The sequence below is a fragment of the Streptomyces sp. F63 genome, assembly GCF_018070345.1.
Taxonomy (GTDB): Bacteria; Actinomycetota; Actinomycetes; order Streptomycetales; family Streptomycetaceae; genus Streptomyces.
Genome location: NZ_JAGPXX010000024.1, coordinates 26222 through 43498, shown reverse-complemented (window position 1 = coordinate 43498; position 17277 = coordinate 26222). Strand labels below are relative to the sequence as shown.

General features: G+C 74.2%; 15 protein-coding genes. 11 read left to right on the top strand and 4 right to left on the bottom strand.

The annotated features are described in order from the left end of the window. The first annotated feature begins 335 nt into the window (after positions 1-335). Together KBZ10_RS21505 and KBZ10_RS21500 are read left to right on the top strand one after the other, a co-directional pair. Positions 336-1277 carry a heme o synthase gene (locus KBZ10_RS21505; protein WP_210989360.1) on the top strand — a complete coding sequence of 314 codons (942 nt, stop codon included), beginning with the start codon at positions 336-338 and terminating at the stop codon, positions 1275-1277. Positions 1278-1596: 319 nt separating this feature from the next. After that, positions 1597-1998 (top strand): hypothetical protein, encoded by a 402-nt coding sequence (locus tag KBZ10_RS21500; protein ID WP_247702741.1) that lies wholly within the window; start codon positions 1597-1599, stop codon positions 1996-1998. Positions 1999-2237: 239 nt separating this feature from the next. On the opposite strand, the gene KBZ10_RS21495 is transcribed toward KBZ10_RS21500, so the two are convergent. Further along, a complete protein-coding gene (locus tag KBZ10_RS21495) occupies positions 2238-3236 on the bottom strand; it encodes a COX15/CtaA family protein (protein WP_307847539.1) in 999 nt (332 codons plus the stop codon). Between the two features lie 347 nt (positions 3237-3583). On the opposite strand from KBZ10_RS21495, the gene KBZ10_RS21490 reads away from it, so the two are divergent. The 5 genes from KBZ10_RS21490 (at position 3584) to KBZ10_RS21470 (ending at position 9279) form a co-directional block, all read left to right on the top strand. Continuing rightward, a complete protein-coding gene (locus KBZ10_RS21490) occupies positions 3584-4033 on the top strand; it encodes a hypothetical protein (protein ID WP_210989325.1) in 450 nt (149 codons plus the stop codon). 610 nt (positions 4034-4643) lie between these two features. Continuing rightward, positions 4644-5033 carry an STAS domain-containing protein gene (locus tag KBZ10_RS21485; protein ID WP_210989324.1) on the top strand — a complete coding sequence of 130 codons (390 nt, stop codon included), beginning with the start codon at positions 4644-4646 and terminating at the stop codon, positions 5031-5033. A 213-nt stretch (positions 5034-5246) separates the two neighbouring features. Then, a complete protein-coding gene (locus KBZ10_RS21480) occupies positions 5247-6917 on the top strand; it encodes a PP2C family protein-serine/threonine phosphatase (RefSeq protein WP_374223392.1) in 1671 nt (556 codons plus the stop codon). Then, the gene (locus KBZ10_RS21475) at positions 6914-8056 is read left to right on the top strand and encodes a B12-binding domain-containing protein (RefSeq protein WP_210989323.1); all 1143 of its coding nucleotides are present in this window, start codon (positions 6914-6916) and stop codon (positions 8054-8056) included. The genes KBZ10_RS21480 and KBZ10_RS21475 overlap by 4 nt, the downstream gene beginning before the upstream one ends. Positions 8057-8256: 200 nt before the next feature. Beyond that, positions 8257-9279, top strand: coding sequence for a LacI family DNA-binding transcriptional regulator (locus KBZ10_RS21470; RefSeq protein WP_210989322.1), 1023 nt, complete (start codon positions 8257-8259; stop codon positions 9277-9279). 25 nt (positions 9280-9304) lie between these two features. Here the strand turns inward: KBZ10_RS21470 and KBZ10_RS21465 are convergent, their stop codons facing one another. After that, entirely contained in the window at positions 9305-10636 is a 1332-nt protein-coding gene (locus tag KBZ10_RS21465; RefSeq protein ID WP_210989321.1) for a mucin-1, read from the bottom strand. Between the two features lie 404 nt (positions 10637-11040). Here KBZ10_RS21465 and KBZ10_RS21460 point away from each other — a divergent pair, with 404 nt between their 5' ends. From KBZ10_RS21460 to KBZ10_RS21445, 4 genes are all read left to right on the top strand, one after another. After that, entirely contained in the window at positions 11041-12381 is a 1341-nt protein-coding gene (locus tag KBZ10_RS21460; protein ID WP_210989320.1) for a sugar ABC transporter substrate-binding protein, read from the top strand. 65 nt (positions 12382-12446) lie between these two features. Beyond that, complete coding sequence (locus tag KBZ10_RS21455; RefSeq protein ID WP_210989319.1) at positions 12447-13448, top strand: carbohydrate ABC transporter permease; 1002 nt, start codon at positions 12447-12449, stop codon at positions 13446-13448. A 2-nt stretch (positions 13449-13450) separates the two neighbouring features. Beyond that, positions 13451-14305, top strand: a complete 855-nt coding sequence (locus KBZ10_RS21450; protein ID WP_210989318.1) for a carbohydrate ABC transporter permease — start codon at positions 13451-13453, stop codon at positions 14303-14305. 47 nt (positions 14306-14352) lie between these two features. Beyond that, complete coding sequence (locus tag KBZ10_RS21445; RefSeq protein WP_210989317.1) at positions 14353-15321, top strand: carbohydrate kinase; 969 nt, start codon at positions 14353-14355, stop codon at positions 15319-15321. Between the two features lie 116 nt (positions 15322-15437). On the opposite strand, the gene KBZ10_RS21440 is transcribed toward KBZ10_RS21445, so the two are convergent. Together KBZ10_RS21440 and KBZ10_RS21435 are read right to left on the bottom strand one after the other, a co-directional pair. After that, positions 15438-16154, bottom strand: coding sequence for an ABC transporter permease (locus tag KBZ10_RS21440; RefSeq protein ID WP_210989357.1), 717 nt, complete (start codon positions 16152-16154; stop codon positions 15438-15440). 65 nt (positions 16155-16219) lie between these two features. Then, the gene (locus KBZ10_RS21435) at positions 16220-17146 is read right to left on the bottom strand and encodes an ABC transporter ATP-binding protein (RefSeq protein ID WP_210989316.1); all 927 of its coding nucleotides are present in this window, start codon (positions 17144-17146) and stop codon (positions 16220-16222) included. Positions 17147-17277: the final 131 nt, after the last annotated feature.

The window sequence follows — 17277 nt, the reverse complement described above, 5'->3', positions numbered from 1 at the left end:
GTCGGAACCGCACTTCACGGTGGCTTCTGTCCCCATGGCGCGCTCCTGCCCCCATGGGTCGTCCGGTGCGGCGGGACACCTCCTCCCGGGTGTCCCGTGACCCGCGGGGTCGGACCCGTCGGGCATCCATACGGGTCATGTGCCCCAACTGCTCAAACGGATGTGCGTCGTGCCCGTCCAACACGTCCGGCACCCCCCGGCGGCGGGCGCGGTACCCGGGGCGTCTAAAGTGGCGTGGTACGCGCAAGCCGTCACCGGGCCCCTCGGCTCCGGGCGGACTTGCAGGATCTCCCCGCGGCACCGAGCCGCCGATGTCATTCACCACAGGGGTGCGCGTGACGGCCGTCGATTCCCATCCAGTGCGGGTGCCCGTGATGGGCCCCGGCTACCGGCCACTCGATGCCCGGGTCAAGGCGTTCTTCGCGCTGACGAAGCCGCGCGTCATCGAGCTGCTGCTGATGACGACCGTCCCGGTGATGTTCCTGGCCGCGCAGGGTGTACCGGATCTCTGGCTGGTGCTGGCCACCTGCATCGGAGGCTTCCTGTCGGCCGGCGGTGCCGGTGCGTACAACATGTACATCGACCGGGACATCGACGCGCTCATGGACCGCACCTCGCAGCGTCCGCTGGTGACGGGCATGGTCTCGCCGCGCGAGTGCCTGGTCTTCGCCACCGCGCTCGCCGTCGGCTCCACGGCCTGGTTCTGGTTCCTGGTCAACCCGCTGTCCGCGATGCTCTCGCTGGGGGCGCTCCTCTTCTACGTCGTCGTCTACACCATGTGGCTCAAGCGGCGTACCGCGCAGAACATCGTCTGGGGCGGTATCGCGGGGTGTATGCCGGTCTTCATCGGCTGGTCCGCGGTGCGGAACGAGGTCTCCTGGGCCGCGCTCGTCCTCTTCCTGGTCATCTTCTTCTGGACGCCGCCCCACTACTGGCCGCTGTCGATGAAGGTCAGGGACGACTACGCGCGCGTGGGCGTGCCGATGCTGCCGGTGGTCGCCGGCAACAGGGCGGTCGCCCGGCAGATCGTCCTCTACAGCTGGGTGATGGTCGGGGTCTCGCTGCTGCTGTGGCCGCTGGGCTACACCGGCTGGTTCTACCCGGTGGCGGCCGTGGTCCTCGGCGCGTTCTGGCTGAAGGAGGCGCACGGTCTGCAGGCCCGCGCCCGGGCCGGGATCACCGGCGCCAAGCTGAAGGAGATGCGGCTGTTCCACTGGTCCATCACCTACGTCTCCCTGCTCTTCCTGGCCGTCGCGGTGGACCCCTTCCTCCGCTGAGGCCGCATCGGGCAGCGTGTGCCCGGTGAGGAGCATCGTCCGGTACGAGGACTCCCGGCGTGCCGGCCGGGAGTCCTCGTACCGGATCGCACGGGGCTTTCGGCCGGTGCGGCGCGTGGGGGTGCCGCCTGCTCGGAGAGCTTGGGGTGGGGGTGCCCCCTGCTCGGAGAGCTTGGGGGAGTGCCGGCCGTCGCAACAGGGCGAACGCCGCCCGGTGCGGCACTGGGCGCCCCAGCCGGGTCCGACGGGCCGGGTGCGTGGTCAAGGCCACGCATCCGGCCCGTCGCCAGTTGATCTACCCGTGGGTAGCATCCTGGTCATGGCAGACAGCAAGCAGGAGCAGGACGCGGGCGGCACCCGGGCCGCCGGAGACACCGCCGCGGCGGCCGGGAACGCGGCCGCGGACAAGAGGGCCGAACGCCGGGTGGCCAAGCTGGCCCGGGAGATCAGCGCCTTCGCCCGGCGGCACGGAGGCTCGGCCGAGGGGCAGATCGCGCACCTCGGGCAGATGGGTGCCCGGATCGTTCTCGTCGGGGCCGACGACGGCTGGGGCGACCTGGTGGCACCGTCGTACGCGGTCGCGGAGCGCGCTGCGGAGAAGGCCGGCATCACCGTGCACGAGAACTTCGACGGGGAGATGGCGGCCCGGGTCCGCACCGGCCCGTACGAGTGGTCGCGCATGGCCGGGATCCAGGTCGGCGGCCCGCGCAACGCCGCCTGACCTCCCTGGGAGCCTCGGGGAGGAGTTCCGGTGGGACGGCCCCCCCGCGCCCCCGGGGCCGTCCGGCGGCGGAACGGAACGACGGCCCGTGGAAGACTGCGCCCGGACGACGGCCCGCGAGGGCGCCCGCTCCGGGCAGCGGTACGGCCTCTCCTCCGGCACGGTCGGCGCAAGCCGTCACCGTGCCGGAGGAGAGGCCGTCCGCGTCCGGTCCGCCGGTGAGCCGGCGGCCGCCCGGCTCAGAGCGCGGCGGCGACCGCCGGGCCCTCCTGTCGGGGCGCCGGGGGCACGGACGGCTCCGCCGGGACGGCGGGCCGCTCCCGCAGGGAGAGCAGAACCCGGATCGCCCCCACCCAGACCAGGCAGGAGCCGAGCATGTGCAGGCCCACCAGGACCTCGGGCAGTTCGGTGAGGTACTGGGCGTAACCGATGGCGCCCTGCGCAAGCAGCACCGCCATCAGCAGGGCGGTGCGCCTGCGGGGCGTGCCCGGGGCGTCCACCGCGCGCAGCACCAGCCAGAGCGCGGCGGTCAGCAGGACCACCGCCCAGGCGAGCAGGGCGTGCACCCGGGTCACGGTCTCCCAGTCCACGCCCATCCGGGGCACCTTGCTGCTGTCCCCCGCATGCGGGCCCGCGCCCGTGACCACGGTGCCGGCGACCACCAGAACGGCGGTGACGGCGGTCAGCACCCACGCCAGCCCGCGCACCCGGGGGCCGGCGAGCGGACGGGGGGCGCCGTCGCCCTCGTGCGTCCGCTGCCAGGTCACCGCCGTCACCGTGAGCAGCGCGGTGGCCGCGAGGAAGTGCCCGGCGACGATGTACGGGTTGAGCTTCATGTGCACCGTGATCCCGCCCAGCACCGCGTTCGCCAGGACGACGAAGAACTGCCACCAGCCGAGCCGGGTGAGGCTCCGGCGGCGCGGCTTCGCGGAGCGGGCCGCGATGATCGTCCAGCCGACCGCGGCGGTCAGCACGTAGGTGAGCATGCGGTTGCCGAACTCGATGGCGCCGTGCAGGCCCATCTCGCGGGTGGCGACCAGGCTGTCGCCCGAGCACTTGGGCCAGGTGTCACAGCCGAGCCCGGAGCCGGTCAGCCGGACGGCGCCCCCCGTGACGATGATGACGATGCTCATCACCAGCGCGGAGAGCGCGGCCAGCCGGACCGTCCGCGGGGACGGGGTCCATCGCGAGGCGATGAGGGCGAGGGGATTGGGCACGATTGCGGTCAGCTTGGACACGGGTCCATCGTAAACATGCCCTTGTGCATCTTTTCACGAGGGTCCCCGGACGGCGGGAGGGGGAGCGGCCGCCGTCCGGGCCTCCCCGGGCCGGTGGCGGGGCCGGCCGCGTGCGGGGGCCGCCGTCGGCGGGGCGGGGTTCCGGCCTCCCTGCGGCGGGGTGGCGGGTCCGCCGGCGAGCGGCGGGCCGGAGCGGGAACCGCCGCCGAAATTATGTGACTCTTCGTCAAAAAGACTTGCAGTGGCTGCTGTTGGAAATGAGGGAAGGCGGAGGGGCGGCGCGGCGGAGGGTCCCGGAGATATGGTTTCGCGTTCACCGAACGGCCGGTTTTTGACAGGATTCCGTCATGGAGACCTCAGAGGTATGGCTGAACACCGACGGCCACTTCACCCCCGGCAGAGAACTCTTCCGCTCCGATCGCGCCTTCTCCGTATGGGCCTACACCGTCAGCCACGGCCAGCTGCTGCTGCGCGCCCGCTCCACCGGACGGGACGGCACCCGGCGGTCCCGGATCGACGTGCTGTTCAAACCGGTGCGGGCGGTCAAGACCGGGATCAACTACAGCGGGCTCGTGATCCGCTGCGCCACGGACGAGGAGCGGCGGCTCATCCTGGCCGAGACCGGGCACGCCCGCCGCGACGACCGGGTGCTGATGCTGGAGACCGCCGAGGGGCGCCGCCGCGACCACGTCGTCGCGGGAGCCGTCGGCTGGAGCGAGGACTGGGAGGGCGACCAGGAGCCGAGCCGGCTGGCCTTTCTGGCCGCCGGAGCCGTTCCGGGGCGGATTCTGCCCTGAGGGGCCCGCACGGCCGGGGCGGGACCGCCCGGGGGCCGGGTGGGGCGTGGGCCCCGGCCGGGAGCGGGCGTGCCGCGGGCGTGCCGAGCGCGCACCGGGGGAAAGGGCTCCGGGCGGCCGGTCCAGTGCTCCCGTCGCCCGGTCCGCCGGTTCCCGGACCCCGCGGACGAAGGAAGCGGAGAGTAGCATTCCGCCATGTCCCGTTTCCGTACGGCGGTTGGCCCGGGGAGCGCGGGGACTGACGGCGGCCGGCCGCCCTCCCTCCCGTCCTGCGGGGCGTTCTGCCCGTCGCACGCGTTTTTGTAAGGGTCTGCACCGGCCCTACGCTGAACATTCCGAGCGGCCGGCCGCCGGGCGCGGCATACGAGGAAGAGGGGTGGCGCATGTCAGGGGCGGAACACGCGATACCACCGCCCGGAGGCGCCCGGGCCCGGGCCGCCTCCGGGCGGGCGACGGGCCCCGGCCCCGCCCGCCGCCGCGGTGCCGCCGGCGCCCCGCCCCGCCCGGCCGCCGGAACCGGCGGCACCGCGTCCGGTGCCCGGGCCCTCTCCGCGTCCGCCGACAACGGCGCTCGTCGTCCCGTCCGGCAGGAGTAGGAGTCCGTGCCCTCATGACCGAACCCCTCAGTCTCAGCGTCCCCCACACCGACGGCCCTCTGGCACTGCTCCGCGTCGAGGGGGAACTCGATCTCGAAACCGCCCCCGCCCTGCGGTCCCGCGGTCTCGAACTGGTGGACACCGGCCGGCGCCATCTCGTCCTGGATCTGGCCCCCGTGCCGTTCTGTGACTCCTCCGGCCTCAACGCCTTCATCAATCTGCTCCGCTACGCGGGGGAACGCGACGGCTCACTGACCCTGGCCGCGCCGCCGCACTCCCTGAGCCGCCTGCTCGACCTCACCGGGGTCGGCCGGCTGATCCCCGTCCACGCCAGTGCCGACGACGCCCTGGCGGCCGTCCGCGCCGGACTCGGCCGGACCGCACCGGAAGCGCCCGGGGAGTAGCGGCCCCGGCACCGGCCGGGCCCGGAACCGACGGGCGGACGGCGCCGGGGACGGAGGGGCCGGGCACGCGGGCGGGGACCGCTGCCCCGGCCGCACCGGCCGGACCGCGGCGGTGCGGTTGCCGCGCGGTCCGGCGCGGGAGATCGTCGGGGTAGGGGGACCGACCGCCGTCCAGCGTTGCGAGGTGAGGGGCCCGCGGTGTGCCCTGCTCCCGTGGAACGTTCCGCAGACCCGGTGACCGCCGCCGGAGGTGCCGGCCTCGGCACCGCCTGGCGGGCCGCGCCCCACCCCGTGCTGGCGGTGGGCGCGGACGGCGTGGTGCGCTCGGTGAGCGAGGCGGCCGCGGAGCTGCGCCCCGCCGTCCTGCCGGGCGCACGGCTGCGGGAGACCGCACCGGCCTGGCTGGCCGAGGCGCACGACCGGCTCACCGGAGGCCGCCCGGAGGACGGCCCGGAGGACGGCCCGGCCGGCGGCCGGATCGGGGAGCGCTTCTTCACGGCGCACCCCAGCCCGTACCCCGACGGTACGGTGCTGTGGTGGCTGGTCGACGACACCGGCCGCCGCGCCCTGGACGACGAGCTCCGCGAGGAGCGGGAACGCACGGAAGCCCTGGCGGAGGCCGCCAACCTGCTGCTGGCCTCGCTGAATCCCGAACGCTGCGCGGAGGCGACCGCCCTCCTGGCGGCCGAGCACTTCGCGGACGCCGCGCTGGTGGTGGTCGCCGGGCCCGGGCGCCTGCCGCCGGTGGTCTCCTGCGAGCGCGGAGGCCGTCCGGTGCGCCGCGCGCCGGGCGGCGACCTCGCCGGGCTGCCGGGTCTCGCCGAGGCCCTGCGCGGTGCGCCCCTGCCGCCCCCGCGGTGGGTCGCTCCCGGGGAGGCGCCCGCATGGGTGGTTCCGCCGGGGTTCGGACCGGTGGACTCGATCCTGGTGAAGACGCTTCCCGGGCCCCTGGAGAAGCCCGCCGGGGCCCTGGTCCTGCTGCTGCGCCCCGGCCGGGCGCGCTTGACGGAGCGCGGCGAGCTCTTCCTCCGGCTGTTCGCCTCCCGGGCGGGGGCGGCACTGTCCGCGGCACGGCTGTACGCCGAGCAGTCCGCGATCACCGAGACGCTGATGCGTGAACTCCTGCCACCGGTGCTGCACCGGGCCGGCGGTGTCGAGTTCGCCGGCGGCTACCGCGCGTCCTCGGACAGCGAGCAGGTCGGCGGCGACTTCTACGACGTCCATCCGCTGCCGGACGGCGACGGGGACGCGGGGTTCCTGGTGGTCCTCGGCGATGTCTGCGGCAAGGGGCTGCAGGCCGCCGTACTGGCCGGCAAGATCCGCATCACGCTGGAGGCCCTGCTGCCGCTCGCCGGGGACCACCAGGAGGTGCTGAGCCTGCTCAACGGGGCGCTGCTCAACTCCCCGCAGAACACCCGGTTCGCGACCCTGGTGCTGACGTCGGCCGTCCGCCGCGGCGACGGGCTGGAGCTGCGGATGACGAGCGCCGGCCATCCGGCACCGCTGATCGTGCGGGCAGGCGGGCGGGTGGAGGAGGCCGCGACCTCCGGCACGCTGGTCGGCGCGCTTCCGGACGTCGAGACGGTCACGGCGCGGACCACCCTCGCGCCGGGGGAGACCTGCGTGCTGTTCACCGATGGCATCACCGAGGCCAGGGGCGGGCCGCTGGGCGGGGAGATGTTCGGTGACGAGCGGCTGCGGCAGGCGCTCTCGGAGTGCGCGGAACTGCCGCCCGAGGCCGTCGTGGAGCGCGTCCGGATGCTCGCGAGCGAGTGGGCCGGGCCCGGCCCCTCCGATGACATGGCCGTGGTCGCCATCGCGCCGCCGCGCGCGGTTCCGCCCGCCGGCCGCCCGGCACACCGACCGGACGGGAGCACCTCATGACCGTACGAGACCCGGAGGAGCGGCACCCGGCCCCCGCCGTGTACGCGCGGGAGCTGTGGGAGGCCGTCACGGACGGGGACGAGTACGCCGCCACCCGGACGGCCCTCGGCGCCCTCGACGCGGGCCTCGACCCGGAGAGCGTGCTCCTCGACGTCATCGGCGCCGTCCAGCGCAGGGTCGGCGTGGAGTGGGCCGCGAACCGCATGAGTGTGGCCGACGAGCACGCGGCCACCGCCATCAACGACCGCGTGGTCGCCGCCGTCGCCCAGCGCGGCGAACCGTCCCCGCCGGAGTCCCCGCGCGGGCGGGTCACCGTGGCCTGTGTGGACGGGGAGTGGCACGCGCTGCCCGCGCGGCTGCTGGCCGAGGTGCTGAAACTGCGCGGCTGGCGCGTGGACTACCTCGGCGCCCAGGTGCCCGCCCCGCACCTCATCGCCCATCTGCACCGCACGGGGCCGGACGCCGTCGCCCTGTCCGGCTCGCTCGCCACCCGGCTCCCCACCGCACACGCCACGATCACGGCCTGCCAGGGGGCCGGGGTCCCGGTGCTGGTCGGCGGAGCCGCCTTCGGGCCCGACGGGCGCTACGCGCGCCTCTTCCACGCGGACGCCTGGGCGCCCGACGCCCGCTCCGCCGCCGGCCGGCTCGCCGACGACCCGCTGCCGCCGCCCCGCCCCGCCCACCGGGCCGTCGACGACCTGCCGCACCTGGCCGACCACGAGTACACCCGGGTCTCGGACGCGGCTCCGCGCCTGGTCGAGGCGGTGCTGGACGGTCTGGAGCGGCGCCTTCCGGAGCCCGCGGGCCTCACCGGCACCCAGCGCCAGCACATCGCCGAGGACGCCGCCCACCTCGTCGACTACCTCGCCGCCGCCCTCTACACCGACGACGCCGAGCTGTTCACCGGCTATGTCCTCTGGACGGCGGGGGTGCTGGCGGCACGGGACGTCGACCCGCGCCGACTGCCGGCGGCCCTGGACGTCCTCGGCGAGCACCTCGGGGAGCACCTCGGCGAGTGCCCCCGCACCCGCCGGCTGCTGGACCGGGCCCGGGAACGGCTGGCCGCCGGCCCGGTGTCCGTCCCCGTGTCCACCGACGTGGCGGACGCCGCCCGGGTGGACGACGCGGAGCACGGCTGAGGTCCGGGCCCGGGACGCCGGCTCCGCCCGCCGCCGCACGACTTGCGTGAGAACCCGGTGGCCGGGCCGCCCGGACCCCCGTCTTCCCCCGCCCTGCCGGGGAGCAAACGCTTGCGCACCGCAGTCCGGCCGGACTAGTGTCGGGCTTCCGGCGGAGGGAGAACCCCCGCGCCGCGGAGGCGGGAGAAGGGTAACCGGCGGTGACGGTGAGCATCACGGATGTCGCGAAGGCGGCCGGTGTCTCGGCATCGACGGTCTCCCGGGCGCTGCGCGGGAGACCCGGCGTCTCCGACGCCGTCCGCGAGCGGATCAGCCGGGTGGCGTCCTCGCTGGGCTACACGGCCTCGCGCAACGCCGCGGGCCTGGCGAGCCGCCGCACCCTCACCTTCGGAGTCCTCACCCCCTACGTGGGGCGGTGGTTCTTCGGCCAGATCATCGACTCGGCGGAGCGGGTCCTGAGCGAAGCGGGCTACGACCTTCTGCTCTACAACGTCGGCTCGGAGGAGGCCAGGGAGCGCTTCTTCGCGGACCTGCCGGTGCGCAAGCGGGTCGACGCCCTGCTGACCCTGGTGGTCCCCACCGAGGAGGAGGCCGCGGCCCTGCGCGGGCTCGGCATCCCCCTCGGGCTCATCGTGGGCGGTGCCCGGCCCGGTTTCGTCACCGTCGGTATCGACGACCGGGCCGGCACCCGGCTGGCCGTCCGGCACCTCCTCAACCTCGGTCACCGCCGGATCGGTCTCATCGGCACCGGCCCCACGGCCCCCATGCACTGGACCACTCCGATCGAGCGGCGCCTGGCCTATCTGGAACTGCTCGCGGAGGCCGGTATCGAGTACGACCCGGAGATCGAGGCCGACGGGGAGTTCACCGTGGAGGGCGGCGAGCGGGCCATGACGCGGCTCCTGGCCGCCTCCCGGCCGCCCACCGCCGTCTTCGCGCAGTCCGACGAGATGGCCATGGGCGCCCTGCGCGCGCTGCGCCGTCACCGGTTGCGTGTGCCGCGGGACGTCTCCGTGGTCGGTTTCGACGACCATCAGCTCGCCGAGGTCGTGGGCCTCACGACCGTGGCGCAGCCCGTCGCCGCGCAGGGCGCCGAGGCGGCCGCACTGCTGCTGGAGCAGTTGCGGAACCCCGGTGGCGAGGTTCCCGAGTACGTCGGGATGCCGGTGCGGTTCGTGCTCCGGGACACCACCGGGCCGCCGCGGGACCTCGACCGGGACTGAGGGGGCAGGCCGCCGTCCGGCCGCTTCAGCCCACGGGGCCGGGCCAGACCGCCGAGACGTCCCCGCGGTCCGGGTCGGGCAGCCGCACCGGGCGGACGCGGACCGCGCGGGCGGTTCCCCCGGAGACCGCCCGCCAGGCGACCGGGCGGCCCGCGTAGCCGGCGGCGGCCAGGACGAACACCCCGTCCGCGTAGACCTCCACGTACTCGCCGACCGTCAGGATGCGCAGCCGGCCGGGCTCCCGGTCGAGCACGGTCTCCCGGAGGCGGCTCCCGCCCGCTCCGGTGACCCATATCTCCCGGCCCGCACAGCCGACGAGCAGCGCCGGGCCCGCAGCGTCCTCGCGGAGCACGACCTCGGTGCGGCCGGCGACCTCCACGTCCCCGGCCGCGTGCAGCGCGGGGCCGTCACCCGGCTCGCCCAGCCAGGCGTCCAGTCCGCTCCACCACTCCAGCCGGGGGACTCCGTCCGCCGGGACCGCCAGCACCTTGGGCTGGGCGAGCATGCCGCGGCACGGCGCCCCCGAATCCGACAGTCCCGTGCGGCGCGGAGTGGTGTGCAGGACGACCCGCTGCCCGTCCGGCGCCGTGGTGACCCGCGGGGCGTACACGTCCGCCGGGGCCAGCGGACCGACCCGTTCCCAGGGCCCGTCGAGCCGCGGCGCCCGCCAGGTCTCGACGCGGCGGGTGGCGCCGACGCACCCGAAGAGCAGCCAGCCGTCCGCCACCCGCTCCAGCACGGGGCACTCCAGTTCGTCCACGTCCCCCGGGGAGATCAGCGGGGGACGGACCTCCCAGTGCACGAGATCGGCGGAGACGGCGAGGCCCACGCAGCCGCTGCGCTCCTGCGGCAGGGAGGTGTCGCTGGCGCAGAGCACCATGGTCCAGCCCGTCCCGTCGTCGTCGCGGACGACGAACGGGTCCCGCCAGGCCATGCCCTCGCCGGTCCGGTACCAGCGCGGGTCGGCCTCCACCACGGGGCCGGTGCCGTGCCGGCGCCAGCCCGTCCCGTCCCGCCGGGCGGACCGTGCGAGACCCACCGACTGGATGGGCCAGCCGCCCGGCACGGCGGTGCGGACGCCCGTGTAGTACATGGTCAGGCCGCCCTCGTGCGGGAAGGGATGCATGGTCCAGACGGCCGCGTCGTCGAATCCGCCGGGCAGGCCCACGCCGAACGCGCCGCCCTGCGGCTCCCACCGCACCAGATCGGTGGACGTCGCCCGGCCGTAGGACGTCTCCATCCGCGTGGCGTCGAACTCCTCCGTCCAGGGCCCCTGGAGGTGGAGAAGGGTGTGCACACCGCCTTCGGACAGGAGGGCGAAGTCGTTGAGGCAGAGGCCGGGCGGGGCATAGCGCATGGAGATCTCCCAACAGGTGGTGTGAAGCGGGCAAAGGATTGCACAAACGTGTGCGTCAAGCAATGAACGGATGTCCAGTGGGCTGCTGATAACAATGGAGAAATCTGAACGCAAACGCTTGTGCACCGTAGTGCCTTCCCCTACGGTCTGGTGCACATCAGGCGAGGGCCGGGGTTCTGCGGAACCGGAGCGCCGTCGGCCGGAAGCGGGACGGGTGGCCACCCGGCGCACCCCGGCGGCCGGCCGCGGCCGGCCCGCGGCGGCCCGTCGCCGGCGCGGCGTCCGCGTGCGTGTCCCCGGCCCCGGCCCGGCGGGGACGTCCGTCCGTACGGCTCCGGCCGCCCTCGCCGCGCACCGGAAGGCTCCTCCGCCCGGAGCCGCGTGCCGAACCATGGAGATGAGTCATGATCAGAAGACAGCACCGCCGGAGGGCCGGGCTAGCCCTGCTCCTGGTCCTGCCGCTCGCTGCGACGTCCGCGTGCGGAGGGGGCGGAGGCGGGACGGAGACCGAGGCGGGCAGCGGCAAGGGCACGATCACCGTCTGGGCCCACCAGGGCCAGGCCGCCGAGGACAAGGCCCTCCAGAACGCCGTGAAGTCCTTCAACAGTGAGCAGAAGGACATCAAAGCCGAGCTCAAGCTCATCCCCGGCAACGACTACACCAAGACCATCACCACCACGGACCCCGCCGAGCTCCCGGACGTTCTGGAGTTCGACGGCCCGACCATGGCCAACTTCGTCTACAACGGCAAGCTGGCACCGGCCGACCGCTACCTCTCCGCCACGACCGTGGCCAACGCCACCGAGGCCGTGAGGCGCCAGGGCACCTTCGAACGGAAGCTGTACGGCCTCGGCATGTACGACTCCGGCCTCGGTCTCTACGCCGACAAGAAGCTCCTGGACGAAGCCGGGGTGGACTACCCCACCGGCCTCTCCGACGCCTGGACCGCGGAGGAGTTCACCGCCGCGCTCAAGAAGCTCGCGGCCCGGGACGCCGACAAGAAGGTCCTGGACATCCAGGAGGGCAACGGCCTGGCCACCGAATGGGGCACCTACGGCTTCGCCCCCATGGTCTGGTCGGCGGGCGGATCGCTCCTCCGGGACGGCAGGGCGGCCGGGGCGCTCGACTCGCCCGAATCGGTCTCGGCGCTGCGCACCTTCCAGTCGTGGAAGGGCTTCGTCGACCCCAACACCGACGGCAACGCCTTCGCGAAGGGGCGCGTGGCCCTGAGCTGGGTCGGCCACTGGATGTACCCCGCCTACTCCGAGGCCCTGGGCGACGACCTGACGGTGCTGCCGCTCCCCGACTTCGGCAACGGCCCCAAGACCGGCCAGGGCTCGTGGGCCTGGGGCATCGGCGCCGGCAGCAAGAACGCCAAGGCCGCCGGGACCTTTCTCGACCATCTGCTGAACGACGCCAACATCGCGGCGATGACCGAGGCCAACGGCGCGGTCCCGGCCACCCGGTCCGCACTGGAGCAGAGCAAGCTGTACCGGGACGGCGGCCCGCTCGAACTCTTCGCCGACCAGCTCGCCCGGCCCTGCGGATCGGACCCCGCCACCATCACGGACGACTGCGTGGCGGTCACCCGTCCGGTCACCGCCGGATATCCCGTGGTCACGGCGGAGTTCGGCAAGGCGCTGAACGCCGTGTACGGCGGCGCCGACCCCGAGGCGGCCCTGAAGAAGGCCGCCCGCGCCATCGACCAGGACTTCTCCGACAACGACGGATACCGCACCCAGTGACACGAGTCGGCGGCGGGGGCCCGGCCGGTCCGGGCCCCCGCCCCGCCGGGAAGAGGTAAACGGCCATGGCCGCCACAGCCACCCACCGCCGAGCCAGGCGCCGCAGGGCACCGGACCCGCCCGGGGAGACGGGAGGGAATCCGCCCGTACCCGGGGGCCGCCGCTCCCGCCGCGACCGGCAGGGACCGCACGCCCTGCTGATGTCGGCGCCGGCCCTCGCCGGGCTCGTCCTGTTCGTCGGCGTACCGTTCGTCTACGCCGTCGTGCTCTCCTTCTACAACGTCCGGCTCGGCTCACCCCGTCCGCCGCAGTTCTTCGGACTGGAGCACTACCGCCGGCTCTTCACCGATCCGGACGTCTCCGGCCCCTTCCTGCGCGCGCTGCTCAACAACGTCACGTTCGCCGCCGTCGTCGTGCCGCTCCAGACCGCCCTGGCGCTGGGCCTGGCCGTGCTGCTCAACCGCAAACTCAAGGCCATCGGGCTGTTCCGGTCCGTCTTCTTCCTGCCCGTCGTCTTCCCCATGGCGCTGGTCGCCGTCATCTGGCGGCTGATCCTCGCCCGCAGCGACCAGGGCATGCTCAACACCCTGCTGTCGTACGTCACGTTCGGGAACTGGGGCGCCTTCGACTGGCTCGGGTCCTCCGCCACGGCCCTGGCCTCGGTCATCGTGCTGTCGGTCTGGCAGGGCGTCGGCTTCCAGATGGTCATTCTGCTGGCGGCCCTCCAGCAGATCCCCGGCGAGCTCTACGAGGCCGCCACACTCGACCGTGCCTCCCGGTGGCAGCAGTTCCGCAACGTCACCCTGCCGGGCGTGCGCAACACCCTGGTGTTCGTCGCCCTCCTCACCTCGGTTCTGTCCTTCCGCCTCTTCGACCAGGTCTACGTCCTCGTCAGGGGCGGCGGGCTCGACGAGGACGCCGCCCGGACCGTGATGTACCAGGCCGTCACCACGGCCTTCGACCAGAACAACGTCGGCCGGGCCTCCGCGATCACCGTCGTCTTCTTCGTGATCGTCGTCGCCCTCACGCTCCTGCAGCGCCGACTCGTCCGACCGGAGAGCGACTGACCATGACCTCCGCATCCCGGATCCACCGCGGCGCGCTGCGCCGCGGCCTCGACTACGCCGTGCTCAGCGTGCTCTCCCTCCTCTTCGCGCTGCCCGTGATCTATCTGTTCATCGGCAGCCTCAAACCGTCGGACCAGGTGCTCTCCGGCCTGTCCGGATTCGTGCCCACCGATCTCACCCTGCGCAACTACACCGGCGTCCTGGACACCTTCTCCTCGGACAGCACCGGCCACTTCTGGACCTTCATGGCCGTCTCCGTGGTGGTGACGTGCACCGTCGTCGCCGGCGGCCTGCTGGTCAACTCCATGGCCGCCTACGCCCTGTGCCGTCTGCGGTGGCGCGGCCGCGAACTCCTGCTCACGGCCGTCCTGCTGCTGATGCTGGTGCCGTTCGAGTCGGTGGCGGTGCCGCTCTTCTACCTGTTCAACGGCGAGCGGAACACCGTGTACATCCAGGCCCTTCCGTTCATCGCCAACGCCTTCTTCATCTACCAGTTCCACACCTTCTTCCGGGCCGTCCCGCCCGCCGTCGAGGAGGCGGCGCGGCTCGACGGGGCCGGGCCCTGGCGCACGTGGTTCTCGGTCATCGTCCCGATGAGCAGGCCGGCCTTCGCCTCCGTGGCCATCCTGAGCTTTCTCCTGCAGTGGGGTTCCTTCCTCTGGCCGGTCCTGATGGTGTCCGACCCGTCGGTACGGCCCCTTCCCCTGGCGATCAGCGTCTTCCAGGGCCGTCAGCCGCCCGAGTGGGGGGAGATCCTCGCCTTCGGCGTGCTGCTGGTCCTGCCCGTCCTGGTGGTCTTCGCCCTGTTCCAGCGCTGGTTCGTCCAGGGCGTCGCCAGTTCGGCCGTCAAGGGGTGACCGCCGTCCGCACCGCTCCGCACGGGGCGCTCCCGAAGAAGGTCCCGATGAACCCGTCCCAGGTCACCGTCCTCGGCGAGTGCGTCGCCGACGCCTTCACCGTCTCCCGCGGCGAGGACGCCGACGGCCTCACCCTCCGGGTGCTGCCCGGGGGCGGGCCCGCCAACACGGCGGTCGCCCTCGCCCGGCTCGGCACACCGACCCGCTTCGTCGGCCGGCTCTCCGGCGATGTCTTCGGCCGGCTGTTCCGCGCGCGCCTCACCGCGGCCGGTGCCGATCTCGGGGACAGCGTCACGGCACGCGAACCCAGCACCCTGGCCGTCGCCGACGCCACCGATCCCGCCCGGGTCCGGTACTCCTTCCACGCGGACGGCGCCGCGGACTGGCAGTGGACGGCCGCTGAACTGGAGGCAGTGCCCCTCGGGGAGACCGCGTGCGTGCACACCGGCTCTCTGGCCCTGGCACGCGACCCGGGCGGGCGGCGCATCGAGGAGTTCCTCGCCCGCGTCCGCCCGGCGGCCACGGTCTCCATCGACCCCAACGTCCGTCCGCTCCTCGTACCGGCCGGTGTGTACCGGGACCGGCTGGACCGCTGGTGCGAACTGGCCGACATCCTGCGGCTCAGCGAGGACGACCTGGAGGTCCTGCTGCCGGGCCTCCCACCGGAACGGGCCTGCGACCGGTGGCACGCCGCGGGTGTTCCACTCGTCGTCGTGACCCTGGGCGCCCGCGGGGCCCTGGCCTCGCTGGACGGGCGGCGGGTCGCTGTCACCGCACCGCCGGCCGAGGTGGTCGACACCGTCGGCGCCGGGGACTCCTTCACCGCCGGCCTGCTGCACCACCTCGGAAGCCTCGGCCTGTTCGGCGGCAGACTCCACGGCCTGACGGCCGGCGCGCTCGCGGAGGCCTGCCGCACGGCGGCCCGGGTGGCCGCACTGACCTGCTCGGTCGCCGGTGCCAACCCGCCCTGGGCCCGCGAACCGACCGTTCCGGAGCCGGCGGACCGCCGGGGCTGAGCCGGCGACCGGCGGCCGCGGCCTTCCGCCCCCACCACGGCGGCCGGCCGGGACCGCGGAACGGAAGGCCCTGCGGTCCCGGCCGGACGAGCGGCAGCGCCCGGCGGAACCGGGCCTCACTCCCAGCGGAAGAAGCGGGCCGCCAGGCCCAGGCCCAGGACCGACCAGCCGGCCAGGAGACCCAGATCCCCCCAGGGCACCGGCTCGCCGTGCTGGAGGACGTCCCGCAGGCCGTCCGACAGGGCCGCGATCGGCAGGAGCTGGAGCACGGACTGCGCCGCCTCCGGGAACCTCTCCAGCGGCACCACCACCCCGCCGCCGACCAGCAGCAGGATGAAGACGAGGTTCGCGGCGGCCAGCGTCGCCTCCGCGCGCAGGGTGCCGGCCATCAGCAGGCCCAGCCCCGAGAAGGCCGCGGTGCCCAGGAGCAGGAGGGCCGCGACGGTCAGCGGATTGCCCCGCGGTGACCAGCCCAGGGCGAGGGCGACCGCCGTCAGCAGCGCGGTCTGCAGCAGTTCGGTGACGAGCACGGAACCCGTCTTGGCGGTCATCAGCGCCCAGCGCGGCAGCGGCGAGGCACCGAGCCTCTTCAGCACCCCGTAGCGGCGTTCGAAGCCGGTGGCGATGGCCTGCCCGGTGAAGGCCGTGGACATCACGGCCAGTGCCAGCACCCCCGGGGCGAGGAAGTCCACGGCCCGGCCGGTGCCCGTGTCGACGATGTCGACGGTGGCGAAGAGGGCCAGCAGCAGGGTGGGGATGACCACCGTCAGCAGCAGCTGCTCGCCGTTGCGCAGCAGCATCCGCGTCTCCAGGGCGGTCTGCGCCGCGATCATCCGGCCCAGCGGCGCGGCCCCGGGACGGGGGGTGAAGACGCCGGCGGTCCGGTCCGCTTCCGTGCTCACGCGCGCAGCTCCTTGCCGGTCAGGTCCAGGAAGACGTCCTCCAGGGTGCGCCGCTCGACCGCTATCCGGTCCGGCAGCACTCCGTGCTGGGCGCACCAGGAGGCGACGGTGGCCAGCAGCTGCGGATCGACCTTCGCGGTGACCCGGTACGAGCCGGGCGCCGTCTCCGCCGCCGCAGCCCCGGCCGGCATGGCCGTGAGCAGGGCGGCGAGATCGAGGCCGGGGCGGCCGGTGAAGCGCAGGGTGTCCTCGGCGCCGCCCCGGCACAGCTCCTCGGGGCTGCCCGTCGCGACGACCCGGCCCCCGTCGACGATCGCCACGTCGTCGGCCAGTTGCTCGGCCTCGTCCATGAAGTGCGTGGTGAGGACGGCCGTCACCCCGTCGGCGCGGAGCTCCCGCACGAGATCCCAGGTGGCGCGCCGGGCCTGCGGGTCCAGACCGGCCGTCGGCTCGTCGAGGAAGACCAGCTCGGGACGGCCGACGACCGCCATGGCGAGCGCGAGCCGCTGCTGCTGGCCGCCGGACAGCCGCCGGTAGGGGGTGCGGCCGCAGCCGCCCAGGCCCAGCCGCTCGGTCAGCATGTCCACGTCCAGCGGATGGGCGTGCAGCCTGGCGGTGTGCCGCAGCATCTCCGCCGCCCGCGCGCCCGGGTAGACGCCGCCCGACTGGAGCATCACCCCGATCCGGGGCCGCAGGGCCGCGGCCTGTGCCACCGGGTCGAGACCGAGGACCCGGACGGTGCCCGCGTCGGGGCGGCGGTAGCCCTCGCAGATCTCCACGGTGGTGGTCTTGCCGGCACCGTTGGGGCCGAGGACGGCGGTGACGGTGCCCGCCGCCACGGACAGATCGAGCCCGTCCACCGCGGTCCTGGGTCCGTACCGCTTGACCAGGTTCCGCACCTGGACGACGGGCTCATCGCGCATGGCCGCAGTCTACGGAGCCCCGTGCGGCGTCCGGCGGCCAGGGACCGGAAGGGCGGCCGGGGCGGAGGGGGTGGAGGTCCCCGGCGGCGGCCCGTTCCCGGACCGCTCCGGGCCCGGGCCGTTAGGTGACC